Origin of the sequence: Paucibacter sp. M5-1 (genome assembly GCF_027498415.2) — a bacterium.
Lineage (GTDB): Bacteria > Pseudomonadota > Gammaproteobacteria > Burkholderiales > Burkholderiaceae_C > Roseateles_E.
Genome location: NZ_JAPZLM020000001.1, coordinates 4,771,419 through 4,788,519, shown reverse-complemented (window position 1 = coordinate 4,788,519; position 17,101 = coordinate 4,771,419). Strand labels below are relative to the sequence as shown.

Annotated in this window: 20 protein-coding genes and 1 tRNA gene; 11 read left to right on the top strand and 10 right to left on the bottom strand. The window is 66.9% G+C overall.

The features are described 5' to 3' along the window. Positions 1–16: 16 nt before the first annotated feature. Positions 17–619: a LysE family translocator gene (locus tag O5M90_RS22805; RefSeq protein WP_171018140.1), complete on the bottom strand. Its 603-nt coding sequence runs from the start codon at positions 617–619 to the stop codon at positions 17–19. Continuing rightward, complete coding sequence (locus O5M90_RS22800) at positions 606–1,556, bottom strand: NAD-dependent epimerase/dehydratase family protein (RefSeq protein ID WP_269837965.1); 951 nt, start codon at positions 1,554–1,556, stop codon at positions 606–608. Before O5M90_RS22800 ends, O5M90_RS22805 begins: the two co-directional genes overlap by 14 nt. Before the next feature lie 102 nt (positions 1,557–1,658). Between O5M90_RS22800 and O5M90_RS22795 the strand changes: the two genes are divergently transcribed. Further along, entirely contained in the window at positions 1,659–2,633 is a 975-nt protein-coding gene (locus tag O5M90_RS22795; RefSeq protein WP_262971263.1) for a LysR substrate-binding domain-containing protein, read from the top strand. Here O5M90_RS22795 and ftsY read toward each other — a convergent pair. After that, positions 2,557–3,582, bottom strand: a complete 1,026-nt coding sequence (gene ftsY, locus O5M90_RS22790) for a signal recognition particle-docking protein FtsY (protein ID WP_269837966.1) — start codon at positions 3,580–3,582, stop codon at positions 2,557–2,559. The genes O5M90_RS22795 and ftsY overlap by 77 nt on opposite strands. A gap of 96 nt (positions 3,583–3,678) precedes the next feature. Between ftsY and O5M90_RS22785 the strand changes: the two genes are divergently transcribed. The 3 genes from O5M90_RS22785 (at position 3,679) to miaB (ending at position 5,565) form a co-directional block, all read left to right on the top strand. Further along, positions 3,679–3,755, top strand: a tRNA-Met gene (locus O5M90_RS22785). Positions 3,756–3,829: 74 nt separating this feature from the next. Next, the gene (locus O5M90_RS22780; RefSeq protein ID WP_269837967.1) at positions 3,830–4,213 is read left to right on the top strand and encodes a hypothetical protein; all 384 of its coding nucleotides are present in this window, start codon (positions 3,830–3,832) and stop codon (positions 4,211–4,213) included. Between the two features lie 11 nt (positions 4,214–4,224). Next, entirely contained in the window at positions 4,225–5,565 is a 1,341-nt protein-coding gene (gene miaB / locus O5M90_RS22775; protein ID WP_269837968.1) for a tRNA (N6-isopentenyl adenosine(37)-C2)-methylthiotransferase MiaB, read from the top strand. 11 nt (positions 5,566–5,576) lie between these two features. On the opposite strand, the gene O5M90_RS22770 is transcribed toward miaB, so the two are convergent. Then, positions 5,577–5,849 (bottom strand): hypothetical protein, encoded by a 273-nt coding sequence (locus O5M90_RS22770; RefSeq protein WP_137941561.1) that lies wholly within the window; start codon positions 5,847–5,849, stop codon positions 5,577–5,579. Between the two features lie 125 nt (positions 5,850–5,974). On the opposite strand from O5M90_RS22770, the gene hemA reads away from it, so the two are divergent. From hemA to O5M90_RS22740, 6 genes are all read left to right on the top strand, one after another. Next, the gene (hemA, locus tag O5M90_RS22765) at positions 5,975–7,288 is read left to right on the top strand and encodes a glutamyl-tRNA reductase (protein ID WP_269837969.1); all 1,314 of its coding nucleotides are present in this window, start codon (positions 5,975–5,977) and stop codon (positions 7,286–7,288) included. A gap of 60 nt (positions 7,289–7,348) precedes the next feature. Next, a complete protein-coding gene (gene prfA / locus O5M90_RS22760) occupies positions 7,349–8,428 on the top strand; it encodes a peptide chain release factor 1 (protein ID WP_269837970.1) in 1,080 nt (359 codons plus the stop codon). Beyond that, positions 8,425–9,252, top strand: a complete 828-nt coding sequence (gene prmC / locus O5M90_RS22755) for a peptide chain release factor N(5)-glutamine methyltransferase (protein WP_269837971.1) — start codon at positions 8,425–8,427, stop codon at positions 9,250–9,252. The genes prfA and prmC overlap by 4 nt, the downstream gene beginning before the upstream one ends. Positions 9,253–9,373: 121 nt before the next feature. After that, positions 9,374–10,006, top strand: a complete 633-nt coding sequence (locus tag O5M90_RS22750) for a hypothetical protein (RefSeq protein ID WP_269837972.1) — start codon at positions 9,374–9,376, stop codon at positions 10,004–10,006. Positions 10,007–10,110: 104 nt separating this feature from the next. Then, positions 10,111–10,428, top strand: coding sequence for a Grx4 family monothiol glutaredoxin (grxD, locus tag O5M90_RS22745; protein ID WP_137941557.1), 318 nt, complete (start codon positions 10,111–10,113; stop codon positions 10,426–10,428). After that, on the top strand, positions 10,425–10,997 hold the full coding sequence (locus O5M90_RS22740) for a UbiX family flavin prenyltransferase (protein ID WP_269837973.1): 573 nt from the start codon (positions 10,425–10,427) through the stop codon (positions 10,995–10,997). The genes grxD and O5M90_RS22740 overlap by 4 nt, the downstream gene beginning before the upstream one ends. Here the strand turns inward: O5M90_RS22740 and O5M90_RS22735 are convergent. Together O5M90_RS22735 and O5M90_RS22730 are read right to left on the bottom strand one after the other, a co-directional pair. Then, entirely contained in the window at positions 10,994–11,602 is a 609-nt protein-coding gene (locus O5M90_RS22735) for a lytic transglycosylase domain-containing protein (protein ID WP_269838366.1), read from the bottom strand. The two genes, O5M90_RS22740 and O5M90_RS22735, sit on opposite strands and share 4 nt — an antisense overlap. A gap of 5 nt (positions 11,603–11,607) precedes the next feature. Next, the gene (locus O5M90_RS22730) at positions 11,608–13,353 is read right to left on the bottom strand and encodes a proline--tRNA ligase (protein ID WP_269837974.1); all 1,746 of its coding nucleotides are present in this window, start codon (positions 13,351–13,353) and stop codon (positions 11,608–11,610) included. A 120-nt stretch (positions 13,354–13,473) separates the two neighbouring features. Here O5M90_RS22730 and O5M90_RS22725 point away from each other — a divergent pair, with 120 nt between their 5' ends. After that, complete coding sequence (locus O5M90_RS22725) at positions 13,474–14,064, top strand: RNA pyrophosphohydrolase (RefSeq protein WP_269837975.1); 591 nt, start codon at positions 13,474–13,476, stop codon at positions 14,062–14,064. Between the two features lie 13 nt (positions 14,065–14,077). On the opposite strand, the gene proB is transcribed toward O5M90_RS22725, so the two are convergent. From proB to rplU, 4 genes are all read right to left on the bottom strand, one after another. Further along, on the bottom strand, positions 14,078–15,199 hold the full coding sequence (proB, locus tag O5M90_RS22720) for a glutamate 5-kinase (protein WP_262971271.1): 1,122 nt from the start codon (positions 15,197–15,199) through the stop codon (positions 14,078–14,080). Then, positions 15,196–16,272 (bottom strand): GTPase ObgE, encoded by a 1,077-nt coding sequence (obgE, locus tag O5M90_RS22715; RefSeq protein WP_137941552.1) that lies wholly within the window; start codon positions 16,270–16,272, stop codon positions 15,196–15,198. Before obgE ends, proB begins: the two co-directional genes overlap by 4 nt. Before the next feature lie 155 nt (positions 16,273–16,427). Further along, the gene (gene rpmA, locus O5M90_RS22710) at positions 16,428–16,685 is read right to left on the bottom strand and encodes a 50S ribosomal protein L27 (RefSeq protein ID WP_124447444.1); all 258 of its coding nucleotides are present in this window, start codon (positions 16,683–16,685) and stop codon (positions 16,428–16,430) included. Between the two features lie 45 nt (positions 16,686–16,730). Continuing rightward, positions 16,731–17,042, bottom strand: a complete 312-nt coding sequence (rplU, locus tag O5M90_RS22705; RefSeq protein ID WP_137941551.1) for a 50S ribosomal protein L21 — start codon at positions 17,040–17,042, stop codon at positions 16,731–16,733. Between the last annotated feature and the right edge of the window lie 59 nt (positions 17,043–17,101).

Sequence of the window (17,101 nt, the reverse complement as noted above, 5' to 3'; positions counted from 1 at the left end):
AGGCCGCCCGGCCCGCTCAGGCCAGCAGCACCAGCGGCGCGCACAGCAGCAGCGCCACGCCGCCGCCGCGCTGCAACCACAGGCCCGCGCCCCACCCCGCCCCGCCGAGCCGCGCGCCCAGCAGTCCGGCGGCGGCGATCAGCAGTGCGTAGAAGCCGATGTTCAGCAGCTCGAACAGCAGGCCCAGGCCCAGAAAGCCGAGCAGCCAGGGCTGCGGCCCCGCGCCGAGGAACAACGGGAAAAAGGCTGCGAAGAACAGCACCGGCTTCGGATTGATCAAGGTCAGCAGCAGGGCCGCGCGGAAGCCGCCGGCGGCGGGCGCCGCCACCGCTGCGGGTGCGGCGCGCAGCATCGCCCAGCCCATCCAGCCCACATAGGCCGCGCCGGCCCAGCGCAGCACCGTCAGCAGCAGCGGCCACTGGCGCAACAGGGTCGCCAAGCCCAGGCCGGCCGCCGAGATGAGCAGCAGATCGCCGACCACCAGCCCGGCCACCGCCGCCACGGCCCGCATGCGCGAATGGCGCAGCTGGCCCAGCACCATCAGCATCGCCGGCCCCGGCACCGCAATCACCAGCAGCGCCGCCGAGATGAAGGCAAACAGGGTCTCAGGCGCGAGCATGGTCGTGCTCCTCGCGCGCCAGCTCCTCGGCATGCGCGTCGATCAAGGCATCCAGCCAGGCATCGCTATGCCCGAAGGTCCAGCCCAGCGCGCGCGCCCGGTCGGTGTCCATCACATGGGGCGCGGCGTAGTCAAACGCCAGCGGCCCCGGCGCTGCCTGCGGCTGGGCCAGCACCGGCCGCCCGAGCCGGCGCGCGATGCGCTGCTGCAGCAGCGGCGCCGATAACAAGCCCTCGCCCGCCACATTGACCGGCCCCCTGAAGTCCTGGCCGCCGGCCCACAGCAGGACATCAACCACGCCCGGCACATCGATGAAGGAGCTGAGCCCGGCCGCCGCCGCATGGCACAGCGGCGCGTCGCCGCGCCACACCAGCTCGACATGCTGGCGCAGCCGGCCGGTGAAATCCTCCGGCCCGCCCAGCACATGGGCCACCCGCAGGCTGGCCCAGGGCAGGCCGGCCCCGCTGCGGGCCAGCAGCGCCTCGGCCTGGCGCTTGCCGCGGCCGTAGTGGCGCTCGGCAAAGACCGGATCGGTCCAGGGCAGCGCCGAGTCGATGGGCTCGGCGGCCAGATCCAGGTCGGCCTCGCGGTAAGGCCGCAGGACCCGGCCATGCAGCGCTTCATAGGTTTCTATCGTCGAGGTCATCAGATAGCGCCCGACCCGCCCGCCGAAGCAGTCGATCGCGATCGCGGCATCGCCCGGGCTGTAGCACATCTGGTCATAGACCAGGTCGTAGCGCGCGCCCTGATCGAAGACGGCGCGCATCGCCGCCGCGTCGCGCCGGTCCACCCGCAGGCGTCGCAGCCGCGTGCCAAAGGGGTCGGCCGCGCGGCCACGGGTCGCCAGCGTGACCCGGTGACCGGCCGCCAGCAGCGCCTCGACCAGGCGGATGCCGAAATAGCGTGTGCCGCCGATGACCAAGATGGATTGACTCATGGAAAACCTGGAAAGTTGTAGATGACCGAAGTTTTCCCTTGATATCAGCCGCACGAAAGCGAGAATGCCTGGCCCTGAGACTCAGAAATTCCTGCCCTCACGATGCCTGCAGCCGAACTCTCCAGCCTCGCCGGCCTGATCGACTTCGAAGCGGCGGCCCGTCACGGCGGCTTTCGCGCGGCCGCCGCCGAGCTGCACAAGACCCCGGCCGCCCTGAGCCAGCAGATCAAGCAGCTGGAGCAGGCGCTGGGGCTGGCCCTGTTCGTACGGCATCCGCGTCACGTCGCGATCACGCCGGCCGGCCGCGAGCTGGCGGCCACGGTGAGGCGCTCGCTGGCCGAGCTGCGCGCCCAGGTGGCGGCACTGCGCCTGGCCCAGGACCCGCATCTGCTGCGCGTCTCGACCACGCATTCGCTGGCGATGAAGTGGCTGGTGCCGAGGCTGCATGGCTTCACCGCGCAGCATCCGGCCCTGGATGTCCGCCTCGAAGCCAGCGATCAGCTGGCCGATCTGGCCGGCGGTGGTTGCGATCTGGCGCTGCGCTACCAAAGCCTGGAAGGCAGCGCCTCGGACAGCTTTATCTACGCCGAACGCCTGGTCGCTGTCTACAGCCCGGCCCTGGCCGGCCCGCAGGCCGAGTTGGCCGCGCTGCTGCGCCAGCCGCTGCTGCACGAGGGCGAACCGGACGCCTGGTTAAGCCTGCTGACATCGCTGGGCCTGCCGACTCGTCATCTGGATTTCTCGCGCGCCTACAGCCATGGTGGCCTGCTGGTGCAGGCGGCTGCGGCCGGGCTGGGCGTCGCGCTGGCGCCCTATGCGCTGGCCCATGAGGACTTGCAGCGCGGCCGGCTGCTGCGCGCGAACACACCCGCGCTGGACTCCGGCTATGGGTACCGGCTGCTGCTCAGCCCGGCCCGCCTGGACGCGGCGCCGCTGCAGGCTTTTGCCGACTGGCTGGCGCGCGAGTTCGCGCAGCTGCAGGCCGGCCTGGAAGTGGAGCTCAGGCCAGCAGGGCCTGGGCAAACTCCGCCGCGTCAAAGGTCTGCAGGTCTTCCAGCTTCTCGCCCACGCCGATGAAATAGACCGGGATGGCGCGCTCGCGCGCGATCGCCGCCAGCACCCCGCCCTTGGCCGTGCCATCGAGCTTGGTGACGATCAGGCCGGTCAGGCCCAGCGCATCGTCGAAGGACTTGACCTGGCTCAGCGCGTTCTGGCCGGTATTGCCGTCAACGACCAGCAGGATTTCGTGCGGCGCGTCGGCCTGGGCCTTGGTGATGGTGCGCTTGATCTTCTTCAGCTCCTCCATCAGATGCAGCTGGGTCGGCAGGCGGCCGGCGGTGTCGGCCAGCACCACATCACAGCCGCGCGCGCGGCCGGCCACCACCGCATCGAAGGTCACGGCCGAGGGGTCGCCGCCCTCCTGGCTGACGATCTCGACCTGGGCCCGGTCGGCCCAGACCGACAGCTGCTCACGCGCCGCCGCGCGGAAGGTATCGGCAGCGGCCAGCAGCACCTTGGCATTGGCGTCGGCCAGATGGCGGGTCAGCTTGCCGATGCTGGTGGTCTTGCCGGCGCCATTGACGCCGACCACCATCATCACGGTCGGGCTGTGCTGCCCCACCGCCAGCGGCTTCTCCAGCGGCCGCAGCAGATCGGTCAACGCCTCAATCAGCAGGCCGCGCACGGCGGCCGGATCGGCGGCCTTGGCCTCCTTGACGCGGCGCTTCAGATCCTCGAGCAGAAACTCGGTGGCCTTGACGCCGGCATCGGCCATCAAGAGCGCAGCCTCCAGCTCCTCGTACAGCGCGTCATCGATCTGCGTGCCAGTGAAGACCTGGGCGATGCTGGAGCCGGTCTTGCGCAGACCCTGGCGCAGCTTGTCCAGCCAGCTCTTGCGCGGCGCTTCAGCGGGGGGCGGCACAACAACGGGCTCGGCCACCACGTCCACCGCCACATTCACTGCCACTACAGGTGCCTCGGCCGGCGCCGGCGCGGAACCAAACTTCTTCTTGAAGAAACTGAACATCGATACGCTTCTCTAGAGAGCAAGGCACATTTTTTAAAAACATGCCGGGAGGGGCTTGCATTGTCTCCCAAAAGCTCGCTAGAATGGCGGGCTTGAGGCGCTTTAGCTCAGCCGGTTAGAGCGACGGAATCATAATCCGCAGGTCCGGGGTTCGAATCCCTGAAGCGCCACCAAAATAAGTGAACGGCCCGAGCAACCCTCGGGCCGTTTTGCTTTATCCGATCAACGCAGCCACTGGACACATACCATGTACCGCTGTGCTCTTCTTGCCTTCGCGGCCAGCACCGTCTGCATCTCGGCCCAGGCCCAGGTGCACCGACCCTTCCCCGTGCAGGCGCTGCGCGGCGAGCTGGTGGTTTTGCAAACACCTCAGGTCAGCCTGAACGGCCAGCCCGCCCGCCTGGCGCCCGGTGCCCGTCTGCGCGGCGACACCCATCTGCTGCTGCAACCGGCCAGCGTCGCCGGGCAGAAGCTCATCGTGCATTACACGATCGAGCCTTCGTCGGGCATGTTGATGGATGTCTGGGTGCTGAACCCGGCCGAGCTGGCCAACAAGACCTGGCCCCGCACGCCGCAAGAAGCCGCGAGCTGGGCCTTCGAGCCGGCCACACAGACCTGGACCAAGCGCTGAGAGAGGCCGCCATGAGCAAGAAAGTATTCATCAAGACCTTTGGCTGCCAGATGAACGAGTACGACTCGGGCAAGATGGCCGATGTGCTGGGCGCGGCCCAAGGCTATGAGGAGACCAAGGACGTCGAGCAGGCCGATCTGATCCTGTTCAACACCTGCTCGGTGCGCGAGAAGGCACAGGAGAAGGTGTTCAGTGACCTCGGCCGGGTCAAGCACCTGAAGGAAAAAGGTGTGCTGATTGGTGTCGGTGGCTGCGTCGCCTCGCAGGAAGGTGCGGCCATCATCGAGCGCGCGCCGTATGTGGATGTGGTGTTCGGCCCGCAGACCCTGCACCGCCTGCCCCAGATGCTGGAGGCCCGCCGCGAGCAGCGCCGCCCGCAGGTCGACATCAGCTTTCCCGAGATCGAGAAGTTCGACAATCTGCCGCCGGCCAAGGTCGAGGGCGCCAGCGCCTTTGTCTCCATCATGGAAGGCTGCTCCAAGTACTGCTCTTACTGCGTCGTACCCTACACCCGCGGTGAGGAGGTCTCGCGCCCCTTCGAGGATGTGCTGACCGAGATCGCCGGCCTGGCCGACCAGGGCGTGATGGAGATCAATCTGCTGGGGCAGAACGTCAATGCCTATCGCGGCAAGATGGGCGACACGGCCGAGTACGCCGACCTGGCCCTGCTGCTCGAATACGCGGCCGAGATCCCCGGCATCCAGCGCCTGCGCTTCACGACCAGCCATCCGAACGAGTTCAGCCAGCGCCTGGTCGAGGCCTATGCCAAGGTGCCGCAGCTCGTGAACCATCTGCACCTGCCGGTCCAACATGGCAGCGACCGCATCCTGATGGCGATGAAGCGCGGCTACACCGCGCTGGAGTTCAAGAGCACGATTCGCAAGCTGCGCGCGATACGCCCGGACATCCGCATCGCCAGCGATTTCATCGTCGGCTTCCCCGGCGAGACCGAGGACGACCATGCCAAGCTGATGAAGCTGGTGCACGAGGTCGGCTTTGATGCCTCGTTCAGCTTCATCTTCAGCCCGCGCCCCGGCACGCCGGCCGCCGCGCTGGAGGACACGACGCCTTACGAGGTCAAGGTGCGCCGGCTGCAGGAACTGCAGGCCGTGATCGAGGCCAACGCCGTCAGGATCAGCGAGACCATGGTCGGCTCGACCCAGCGCATTCTCGTGACCGGCAATGCCCGCAAGGACCCGACCGAACTGATGGGCCGCACCGAGTGCAACCGCATCGTCAACTTCAAGGGCGCGCCGCGGCTGATGAATCAGCTGATCGATGTGCGCATCACCCAGGCCTTTGCGCATTCGCTGCGCGCCGAGGTCCTGATCACCGAGGACGCCAGCGCCTGATCAGCGCCCGATCAACGCTTAAGGCTGAGCCCCCATTGCGGCAGCGCAATGCAGACGATCATCAAGCCATAGCCGAGCATCTTGCCGTCCCGGCCCAACAGCAGCAGGGCCGCGACCAGACCCAGGCAGCCGCCCAACGCCCCCCACAGCGCGAGGCGGCGCCAGGCCAGGGCCTTGAGTTCGCGGCGCCACAGCAGCTTGAGCCCCAGCGCCGTCAGGGCGGCGACAAACCAGGCGGGCGCGAGGAAGTTGCCCAGGTGCCATACAACGTCCAGCAGATTCATAAGCCTCGGCTTGCCAAAGAGTAGAGAAGAAAAAAGTGGCCTGGAATTGATGCGCATCAATCGCATGTGCGCCCCACAACAGCCCCGCCGGGGCACAGCCGAACGCCGAATTTTATAATCCCGTCATGAGCGTGTTCGCCCTTGGTCTGAATCACAACTCCGCGCCGCTGGATCTGCGTGGACGTTTTGCGTTCTCGCTCGAACAACTGGCCCCTACCTTGCTGGGCTTCAAGGATCAGCTGCAAAGCGGGCAGACGCGCAAGACGGCGGCCGGCCCCGAGGCTGCCCTGCTCTCCACCTGCAACCGTACCGAGCTCTATGTGGCCGGCAGCGCGGCGATGGTGCAGCCGGCCGTCGACTGGCTGGCGCGGGTCGGCGGTGTCGGTAGCAATGCGCTGCTGGACCATGCTTATGTGATGGAAGGCGGCGCCGCCGCGCGCCATGCCTTCCGCGTTGCCAGCGGGCTGGACTCTATGGTGCTGGGCGAGCCGCAAATCCTCGGCCAGCTCAAGCAGGCGGTGCGCGAGGCCGACCAGGCCGGCACCCTGGGCAGCACGCTGCACCAGCTGTTCCAGCGCAGCTTCTCGGTCGCCAAGGAGGTGCGCAGTTCCACCGAGATCGGCGCACACTCGATCAGCATGGCGGCCGCCTCGGTGCGCCTGGCCTCGCAGCTGTTCGAGGATCTGAGCAAGATCAAGGTGCTGTTCGTCGGCGCCGGCGAGATGATCGAACTGGTGGCCACCCATTTCGCCGCCAAGGCACCCAAGGCCATGGCCGTGGCCAACCGCACGCTGGAGCGCGGCGAGAAACTGGCCGGCCATCTGAGCGCCGAGGCGATCCGGCTGGCCGATCTGCCGCAGCGCCTGCACGAATTCGATGCGGTGATTTCCTGCACCGCCTCCAGCCTGCCGCTGATCGGCCTGGGCGCCGTCGAGCGTGCGCTGAAGGCCCGCAAGCACCGGCCGATGTTCATGGTTGACCTGGCCGTGCCGCGCGATATCGAGCCCGAGGTCGCGCAGCTGGACGATGTCTACCTCTACACGGTGGACGATCTCTCGACCCTGGTGCAGAGCGCCGGCGAGAAGCGCCAGGCCGCCGTCCAGCAGGCCGAAGCCATCATCGAGAGCGGCGTGCAGAGCTTTGTCCACTGGCTGGGTCAGCGCCACACGGTGCCGCTGATCCAGGCCCTGAACGCGCAGACCGACGAGTGGCGCGCCCATGAGATCGCGCGGGCCCGCAAGCTGCTGGCGCGCGGCGAGGATGTCGACGCGGTGCTGGAAGCGCTGTCGCGTGGCCTGACCCAGAAGATGCTGCATGGCGCGCTGGCCGAGCTGCATGCCAGCGACGGCGAGCAGCGCGTGCAGCTGGCGCAGACCGTTTCGCGCCTGTTCCTGCGCAGCAGCCCGCGCGGCAATTTCGACTCATCGGCCGAGCATTAGCGGTCCTGAAGCCCGCCCCGGCAACCGCTGCCGGCCCTTCAGCTCCACCGCCCTCCCCCAATGAAAGACTCGCTGCGCCAGCAATTCGAACGACTCGCCTATCGCCTGAGCGAGCTGGACACCATCCTGGCCGAGGGCTCGGTCGCCGCTGACATGAAGCGCTACCGCGCGCTGAGCAAGGAACAGTCCGAGGCTTCGACCCTGGTCGGCCACTATCGCCAGTACCAGCAGCGCGAAGCCGACCTGGCGACGGCACACGAGATGCTGGCCGACGCGGACATGGCGGAGATGGCGCGCGAGGAAATCGCGGCGGCCGAGGCCGACATCGCCCGCCTGCACGAGACCCTGCAGCTGGCTCTGCTGCCCAAGGACCCGGACGACGAGCGCCCAGCCTTTCTGGAAATCCGCGCCGGCACCGGCGGCGACGAGTCGGCCCTCTTTGCCGGCGATCTGGCCCGCATGTATCTGCGCTTTGCCGAGCGCCAGGGCTGGAAGACCGAGATCCTGTCGGCCAGCGACTCCGACCTGGGCGGCTACAAGGAACTGGTCGTGCGCATCGAGGGCGAGCAGGTCTATGGCCGACTGAAGTTCGAGTCCGGCGGCCATCGCGTGCAGCGCGTGCCGGCCACCGAAAGCCAGGGCCGCATCCATACCAGCGCCTGCACCGTGGCTGTGATGCCCGAGCCCGACGAAGCCGAGGAGATCCAGCTGAACCCGGCCGAGCTGCGCATCGACACCTTCCGCGCCAGTGGTGCCGGCGGCCAGCACGTCAACAAGACCGACAGCGCGATCCGCATCACCCATCTGCCCACCGGTCTGGTGGCCGAGTGCCAGGACGACCGCAGCCAGCACCGCAACAAGGCCAAGGCCATGGCCGTGCTGGCCGCCCGGCTGCGCGACAAAGACAAGAACGAGCGCGCCGCCAAGGAGGCCGCCCAGCGCAAGAGCCTGATCGGCTCGGGCGACCGCAGCGACCGCATCCGCACCTACAACTTCCCGCAAGGCCGGCTGACCGACCACCGCATCAATCTGACGCTCTACAAGCTGGACGCCATCATGAACGGCGATCTGGACGACGTCTTCCAGGGCCTGCAAGCGGCTCAAGCCGCCGAGCAACTGGCCAGCCTGGAGGGCCGGTGAGTCTCAGCGTGGCCGCTGCGCTGGCCCGAGCGCGAGAGCGCGGGCTGGAAAGACTCGAAGCGCAGCTGCTGCTCGCCGAGTTGCTGGACCGCGACCGCGCCTGGCTGATCACGCACGACCAGGACCTGCTGAGCGCGGAGCAGGCCTGCCGATTCGAGGACTGGCTGGCGCAGCGTCTGCAGGGGGTGCCGCTGGCCTATCTGAGCGGGCACAAGGAGTTCCATGGCTTGCGGCTGCGGGTCAATGCCGACACGCTGGTGCCCCGGCCTGATACCGAGGTGCTGGTCGATTGGGCGCTGGAGCTGCTGCAGGTCGGCGCGCTGGCGCAGCCGGAGCTGGTCGACCTGGGCACCGGCAGCGGCGCGATCGCGCTGGCGCTCAAGCACCGGCACCCGCAAGCCCGGGTCACGGCGGTCGATCTCAGCGCCGGCGCCTTGGCCGTCGCGCGCGCCAATGCCCAGGCCCTGGGCCTGGCCGTCGATCTCTGCCAGGGCGACTGGTGGCAGCCGCTGGCCGACCGTCGCTTCGACCTGATCGTCAGCAACCCGCCCTATATCGCCGGCGCCGACCCGCATCTGCCGGCGCTGCGTCACGAACCGCTGGGCGCGCTGACGCCCGGTGGCGACGGCCTGTCGGCGCTGCAAGCCCTGATCACCGGTGCACCCGGGTATCTGCGGCCCGGTGCCTGGCTCCTGCTGGAGCATGGCTACGACCAGGCCGAGGCGGTCGGCCAGGCCTTGGCGGCCCGCGGTTTCGAGCGGATCGAGTGCCGCCGCGACCTCGGCGGCCAGCCCCGGGTCAGCGGCGGGCGCTGGCCGGGCTGACGCTGTCCAAAAAGCCACATTTGCCGGCCCATAGCGCCTCAGTTCGGTCTGCAGACTTGCGCCGACCGGGTTAGCATCAGTTGCGCCTGGACCTCAGGCGCCAGCTTACGAGGAGGTCGCCATGAGTACCGTCGCCCATGTCCTTGCCGCGAACCCGCGCTGGCTGATGCCATTGGCCCTGCTGCTGATGGCTGGCGCTTCCGCACATGCCGAAGGCCTGAAGCTCAAGGTCCCCGAGATCGGCTCCTTGCGTTGGCAGACCCGCGTCCAGCTGAGCCAGCTGGACAGCCTGAGCGGGAGTTCGCGGGTGCTCAGTGCCAATCTGCTGGGCGACTACTACCTGACCGGCTCCCTGCTAGGCCCCCACACCCAGGGCGGCCTGCGCGCCACCGGCGGCCTGCTGATGGGTTCGCCGACGCTGTCGCAAAGCAGCGGCGGCTTGGCACTGGGCCACAGCTCGCTGGGCCTGGGCCAGAGCCTGGCTGTGGGCCAGCGCAGCGTCAGCCTGTTCGGCGGCACGCTACCCCCCGGCATCGATGCCGGCCATGCCCGCTCCTACCTGGGCATCGGCTACACCGGCCAGTCGCTGCGTGGCGGCTGGGGCTTCAGCGCCGATCTCGGGCTCGCCAAGTCGAGCCCGCGCGATGAGCTGCGCCTGGGCCGCAGCGCGCCGGGCTCGCAGAGCCTGGAAGACCTGCTGATGGACATGCGCTTGCGGCCCGTGCTGCAACTGGGCCTGAGCTACAGCTACTGAGCTGGCAAAGCCTCGGGCCGGCAGGCATCGCCGCCCTCGCCGATAATAGGCAGCATGCGCCGGCTCGGAGCCGGCGCGCTTTCCACCACTTCAGGCGAGACGATATGAGCGACGTACAGCAACGCATTGACGACTTGGTCAAGAACAACCGGGTCGTGCTGTTCATGAAGGGCACGGCGCAGTTCCCGATGTGCGGCTTCTCGGGCCGCGCGATCCAGATCCTGAAGGCCTGCGGCGTCAGCGATCTGAAGACCTTCAATGTGCTGGAGGACGAGGCCGTGCGCCAGGGCATCAAGGACTACGCCAACTGGCCGACCATCCCGCAGCTCTATGTCAACGGCGAGTTCGTCGGCGGCTCGGACATCATGATGGAGATGTACCAGGCCGGTGAGCTGCAGCAGGTGCTGACGCCCGCACAATGATCGGGCAGAGGCTGGTCGTCGGCATCACCGGCGCTACCGGCGCGGCCTACGGGCTGCGACTTTTGCGCCGCGGCCGAGAGCTGGGCCTGGAGACGCATCTGATCGTCACGCCCGCCGGCGTGCTCAATGTGCACCATGAGCTCGGGCTGGATCGCAAGGCGCTGGAGACCGAGGCCTCCTTCTCCTATGCGCCGGCCGATGTCGGCGCTTGCGTGGCCAGCGGCAGCTTCGCCACGGCCGCGATGGTGATCGCCCCCTGCTCGATGAAGAGCCTGGCGGCCATCGCCCATGGCTTTGGCGACAATCTGCTGACGCGTGCGGCCGATGTGACACTCAAGGAGCGCCGCCGCCTGATCCTGATGGTGCGCGAGACGCCCTTCAACCTGGCGCATCTGCGCAATATGACGGCCGTCACCGAGATGGGCGGCATCGTCTTCCCGCCGCTGCCGGCCTTCTATCACCACCCGCAAAGCATCGAGGAGTTGGTGAACGAAAGCGCAGAGCGGGTGCTGGAGCTGGCCGGCGTGGCCGGCGCCACGCCCAAGGCCTGGACGGGGCTGAAGGCCTAGACTTCCCCGGGCATCAACCAGCGCTTGCGGTTGCCAAACACCGCGTTCGGGTATTCGGCCCGGCCACGGCTGCCGTTGTAGCGGCCCAGCGCCAGAAACAGATCGCCGCGCTCGCGGTCCAGATAGTGGCGCAGGATCACGCAGCCGAAGCGCAGATTGGTCTGCATATGGAAGAGCCGGGAGGCCTGGCCATCGCCGATCAGGCGCGCCCAGAAGGGCATGATCTGCATATAGCCGCGCGCGCCGGCCGAGCTGATCGCGTATTTGCGGAAACCGCTCTCGACCTGCACCAGCCCCAGCACCAGGGCCGGGTCCAGACCCGCACGCTTGCTCTCGTACCACAGGGTCTCGAGAAACTCGATGCGGGTCAGGCTCTCCGAGAGTCGGCGCTTGAGCCGCTCGCTCATTTCGCCCAACCAGCGCAGATAGGCCAGCCGGTCCTCGACCCGCTCGAAACGAGGCTTGGGCGGCGCACTGTTGGCGATGGCCGCCGACAGGGCCGAGCGCACCGCATCGGCCAGCGGCTCCTCGACCTGGGCACCCGCCAGCACCCGCCTACCGGGCAGCGTCAGCAGCGCGCCCAGCAGCAGAGCGCGTCGATACAGCCCGCTCAAAGCTTGAGCTTGCCCTTCAGATGGCCGAGCACCTCGCTCAGCGCCAGCTTCGTGGCCTCGGCATCGCGGCGGCCCTGGTATTCGACCTGCCCCTCCTTGAGCCCGCGATCCGACAGCACCACACGATGCGGCACGCCGACCAGTTCCCAGTCGGCAAACATCGCACCCGGGCGCTCGCCACGGTCATCCAGCAGCACATCGACACCGAGCGCCTGCAGTTCATCATGCAGCTGCGTCGCGGCGGCCTTGACCTCCTCGCTGCGATCCATGCCGATCGGGCAGAGGACGACGGTGAACGGGGCGATCGAATCCGGCCAGATGATGCCGCGCTCATCATGGTTCTGCTCGATGGCCGCGCCCAGGATTCGCGTCACGCCGATGCCGTAGCAGCCCATCTCCATCGGCTTGGGCTTGCCGGTCTCGTCGAGGTAGTTGGCGTTCATCGCCAGCGAGTATTTGGTGCCCAGATAGAACACATGGCCGACCTCGATGCCGCGCTGGATGGCCAGCACACCCTGGCCATCCGGTGACGGGTCACCGACCACGACATTGCGGATATCGGCCACCAGATCGGGCTCGGGCAGGTCGCGGCCCCAGTTGGCACCGGTGTAGTGGAAGTCGGCCTCGTTGGCGCCGCAGACGAAGTCGGCCATATGGGCAACGGTGCGGTCGGCGACGATCTTGACCGGCTTCTTCAAGCCGATCGGGCCCAGATAGCCGGGCTTGCAGCCGAAGTGCTCCTCGATCTCGGCCACGGTGGCGAACCGGAAACCGGCCTTCATGCCCTCGAGCTTGCCGGCCTTGACCTCGTTCAAGTCGTGATCGCCGCGCAGCAGCAGCAGCCAGACGGTGGACTTCTTGATGTCGCCCTTGTCGTCCAGTTCGTCGGTGGCCAGCACCAGGGACTTGACGGTCTGCGCCAGCGGCAAGGCCAGCAGCTCGGCCACGTCGGCGCAGGTGCTCTTGCCCGGCGTCGGCGTCTTGCTCAGCGGCTGGGTGGCCGCGCCACGTGCGGCCAGCAAGGCCACGGCCTCGGCCAGCTCGATATTGGCCGCGAAGTCGCTGGTCGGGCAGTAGACGATGGCGTCTTCGCCGGTATCGGCAATGACCTGGAACTCGTGCGAACGGTCGCCGCCGATGGCGCCGGTATCGGCCGCCACGGCACGGTACTGCAGGCCCAGGCGATCAAAGATCTTGCAGTAGGCGCCGTACATGGTCTCGTAGCTGCGGCCGGCCGACTCGACATCACGGTCGAAGGAGTAGGCGTCCTTCATCGTGAACTCGCGACCCCGCATGATGCCGAAGCGCGGGCGACGCTCGTCGCGGAACTTGGTCTGGATGTGATAGAAATTCTTCGGCAGCTGCTTGTAGCTGCGCAGTTCCTGGCGGGCGATATCGGTGATCACCTCTTCGCTGGTCGGCTGGATGATGAAGTCGCGATCGTGGCGATCCTTCACGCGCAGCAGCTCGGGGCCCATCTTGTCGAAGCGGCCGGTCTCCTGCCACAGCTCGGCCGGCTGGACCACCGGCATCAGCAGTTCGACCGCGCCGGCGCGGTTCATTTCCTCGCGGATGATGCCCTCGACCTTGCGGATCACGCGCAGCCCCATCGGCATGTAGTTATAGATGCCGGCGCCGAGTCGCTTGATCATGCCGGCGCGCATCATCAGCTTGTGGCTGACGACCTCGGCATCGGCGGGCGCTTCTTTCAAGGTCGAGACAAAGAACTGGCTGGCTTTCATGGCAAGAGCGGGGCCTGGCCTGAGGCCAAGCAGAGTCAAAAGGTGTGAGGGTTAGCGAGGGTAATGCCCGGAGGGCGGCCCAATGCAATAATCGATCTAACTAAAGATTTGAGGTTGATTATGCTCGACCGTGAAGGCTTCCGGCCCAACGTCGGCATCATCCTGCTCAACCACAGGAATGAAGTGTTCTGGGGCAAGCGCATCCGCACCCATTCCTGGCAGTTCCCGCAAGGGGGCATCAAGCATGGTGAGACGCCTGAGCAGGCGATGTTTCGAGAGCTCCACGAGGAAGTGGGGCTGCTGCCCGACCATGTGCGCATCGTCGCGCGCACCCGCGACTGGCTGCGCTACGAGGTGCCCGAGCACTTCATCCGCCGGGATGCGCGCGGCCACTACCGCGGACAAAAGCAGATCTGGTTTCTGCTGCAACTGATGGGTCGCGACTGCGATATGAATCTGCGCGCCACCGACCATCCGGAGTTCGATGCCTGGCGCTGGAATGACTACTGGGTGCCGCTGGAAGCGGTGATCGAGTTCAAGCGCGGCGTCTACCAGATGGCGCTGACCGAGCTGGCCCGCTATCTGCCGCGTATCAACCACCACAATCGCTATCTGCGCGCCGGCATGCGGCCGCAGCATCGCGACTCGGGCCCGGCGACCCAGCCCGACCCTTGCGCCCCGCCGCCGGAGACCAGCACCGAGGGCGACTGAAGCGCCGCTACTGTCAGACCAGCACCAGATTGTCCCGGTGGATCAGCTCCGGCTCGGCGGCATAGCCGAGCAGGCGCTCGAACTCGCCGGAGGCCTTGCGCGCGATCAGGCGCGCCTCAGCGCTGGAGTAGTTGGTCAGGCCGCGGGCCAGCTCCATCCCGGCCGGATCGCGCACCGCGATCACATCGCCCCGATGGAATTCGCCCTGCACCTCGACGACACCGATGGGCAATAGGCTCTTGCCGGCCTCGCGTAGCTTGAGCGCCGCACCGGCATCCACCGTCACCGCACCGCGCATCTGCAGATGGTCCACCATCCACTGCTTGCGCGCCGCCAACTTGGGCGTGCTGGCCAGCAGGGCCGTGCCTATGGCCTCGCCTGCGGCCAGGCGCAGCAGCACATCGGGCTCGCGCCCCCAGGCGATCACGGTACTGGCGCCCGAGCCGGCTGCACGCTTGGCGGCCAGGATCTTGGTGATCATGCCGCCACGGCCCAGTGATGAGCCGGCACCGCCGGCCATCAGCTCCAGCTCGGGCGTGCCGGCCACCGCCTCGTCGATGAAGCGGGCATTCGGGTCCTTGCGCGGGTCGGCCGAGTACAGGCCCTTCTGATCGGTCAGTATCACCAGCGCGTCGGCCTCGACCAGATTGGCCACCAGGGCGCCCAAGGTGTCGTTGTCACCGAACTTGATCTCGTCGTTGACGACGGTGTCGTTCTCGTTGATGACCGGCAGCACGCGGTGCTGCAGCAGGGTCAGCAGGGTCGAGCGCGCGTTCAGATAGCGTTCGCGGTCGGCCAGGTCGGCGTGCGTCAGCAAGACCTGGGCGCTACCCATGCCCTGCTCGCGCAGCTTGGTCTCGTACATCTGGGCCAGGCCCATCTGACCGACGGCGGCTGCGGCCTGCAGCTCGTGGATCTCCTTGGGTCGGGTGGCCCAGCCCAGGCGCTTCATGCCTTCGGCGATGGCGCCGCTGGACACCATCACAAGTTCGCGCCCCTGGCCCGCCAGTGCGGCCAGTTGCCGGCACCAGTTGCCGATGGCTTCGGCGTCGACACCACGGCCCTCATTGGTGACCAGGCTGGAGCCGACCTTGACGACGATGCGGCGCGCGTCCTTTAGCGCATGGCCGCTCATGCCTGCTCCTGCTCGCCACCCTCCGCCGGTGTGAAGCGGATATCCGGCTCGACGATGACGCGCTGCTCGGCCGCCACATGGTCATAGATCGCGTGGATCAAAGGCTGGCAGCCCTCGCGGGTCAACGCCGATATCTCGAACACCGGACCCTTCCACTTGTAGCGCTTGACGAAGTCCTTGACGCGCTTGGCGCGCTCGTCCTCCGGCACCATGTCCAGCTTGTTCAGCACCAGCCAGCGCGGCTTGTTGTAGAGCGATTCGTCGTACTTCTTCAACTCGTTGACGATGGCCTTGGCCTCAACGACCGGATCGACCTCGGGATCGAAAGGCGCCAGGTCGACCACATGCAGCAGCAGGCGGGTGCGCTGCAGATGCCGCAGGAACTGATGACCCAAACCGGCACCTTCGGACGCGCCCTCGATCAGGCCGGGGATGTCGGCGACGACGAAACTCTTCTCCGGCGCGACGCGCACCACCCCCAGATTCGGATGCAGGGTCGTGAAGGGGTAGTCGGCGATCTTCGGGCGGGCGTTGGAGACGGCCGTGATCAGCGTCGACTTGCCGGCATTGGGCTGCCCCAGCAGACCGACATCGGCCAGGACGCGCAGTTCCAGCTTGAGCTTCTTGGCTTCACCGGGCCAGCCCGGCGTCTTCTGACGCGGTGCGCGATTGGTGCTGGTCTTGAAATGCAGATTGCCGAAGCCGCCGTCACCACCCTTGGCCAGCAGCATCTTCTCGCCCGGCTCGATCAGCTCGGCGATGACGGTGTCGGTCTCGAGATCCTTGATGATGGTGCCGACCGGCATGCGCAGCACGATGTCGTCGGCAGCCGCGCCATACTGATCGGAGCCGCGGCCAGCCTCGCCGTTGCGGGCCTCGTGGCGGCGTGCGTAACGGTAGTCGATCAGCGTGTTCAGATTGACATCGCCGACCGCCCAGACGCTGCCGCCGCGACCGCCATCACCGCCATCGGGCCCGCCGAAGGGGATGAATTTCTCGCGGCGAAAGCTCGCACAACCGGCACCACCATTGCCGGCCACGATATCGATGGTGGCTTCGTCTACGAACTTCATATGCTTGTCTGCGCCTTTTGAGGGCTATGGTAAGGCAAGGCCTGTTGCGACCTTCCCCGCTGCCGCAGCCTCAAAAAGCAAAAGCCCCGGCGAGCCGGGGCTTCAGGTCGCTGGCGAACGGCTGCAGCGCTGCCGCCAGCGATACACGCGGTCAATCAGACCGGCGTGACGAACACCGTTTGACGGCTCTTCTCACCCTTGATGGCGAACGACACTTGGCCGTCGACCAGTGCAAACAGCGTGTGGTCCTTGCCGATACCGACATTGGTGCCGGGATGGAACTTGGTGCCGCGCTGACGCACGATGATGGAACCTGCCGAGATGGTCTGGCCGCCGAAGGCCTTCACACCCAACATCTTAGGTTTGGAGTCGCGGCCGTTCCGTGTGGAACCGCCGCCCTTTTTCTGTGCCATGGATTAGCTCCTTGAAACTGTTGGCGAAGAAGAATCGACTATCGATCAGCCATTCACCGCGCTGATTTCCAGCTCGGTGAAGTTCTGGCGATGGCCTTGACTCTTCTTGTAGTGCTTACGACGGCGCAGCTTGAAGATGCGCACTTTGTCGTGCCTACCGTGAGCCACAACCGTGGCGGTAATGCTTGCGCCAGCAACCAAGGGAGTGCCGATCTTCAATTCAGCGCCGTTTCCGACAGCCAGAATCTGGTCGATCACAATCTCTTGGCCAACATCCGCAGCAATCTGTTCTACCTTGATCTTTTCGCCAGCAGCAACTTTGTATTGCTTGCCACCGGTTTTTATGACCGCGTACATATCAGCCCTTTCAATAAAACCCACTTGCCAGCACCCGCAAAGCGAGTGCGCGCAAGCCT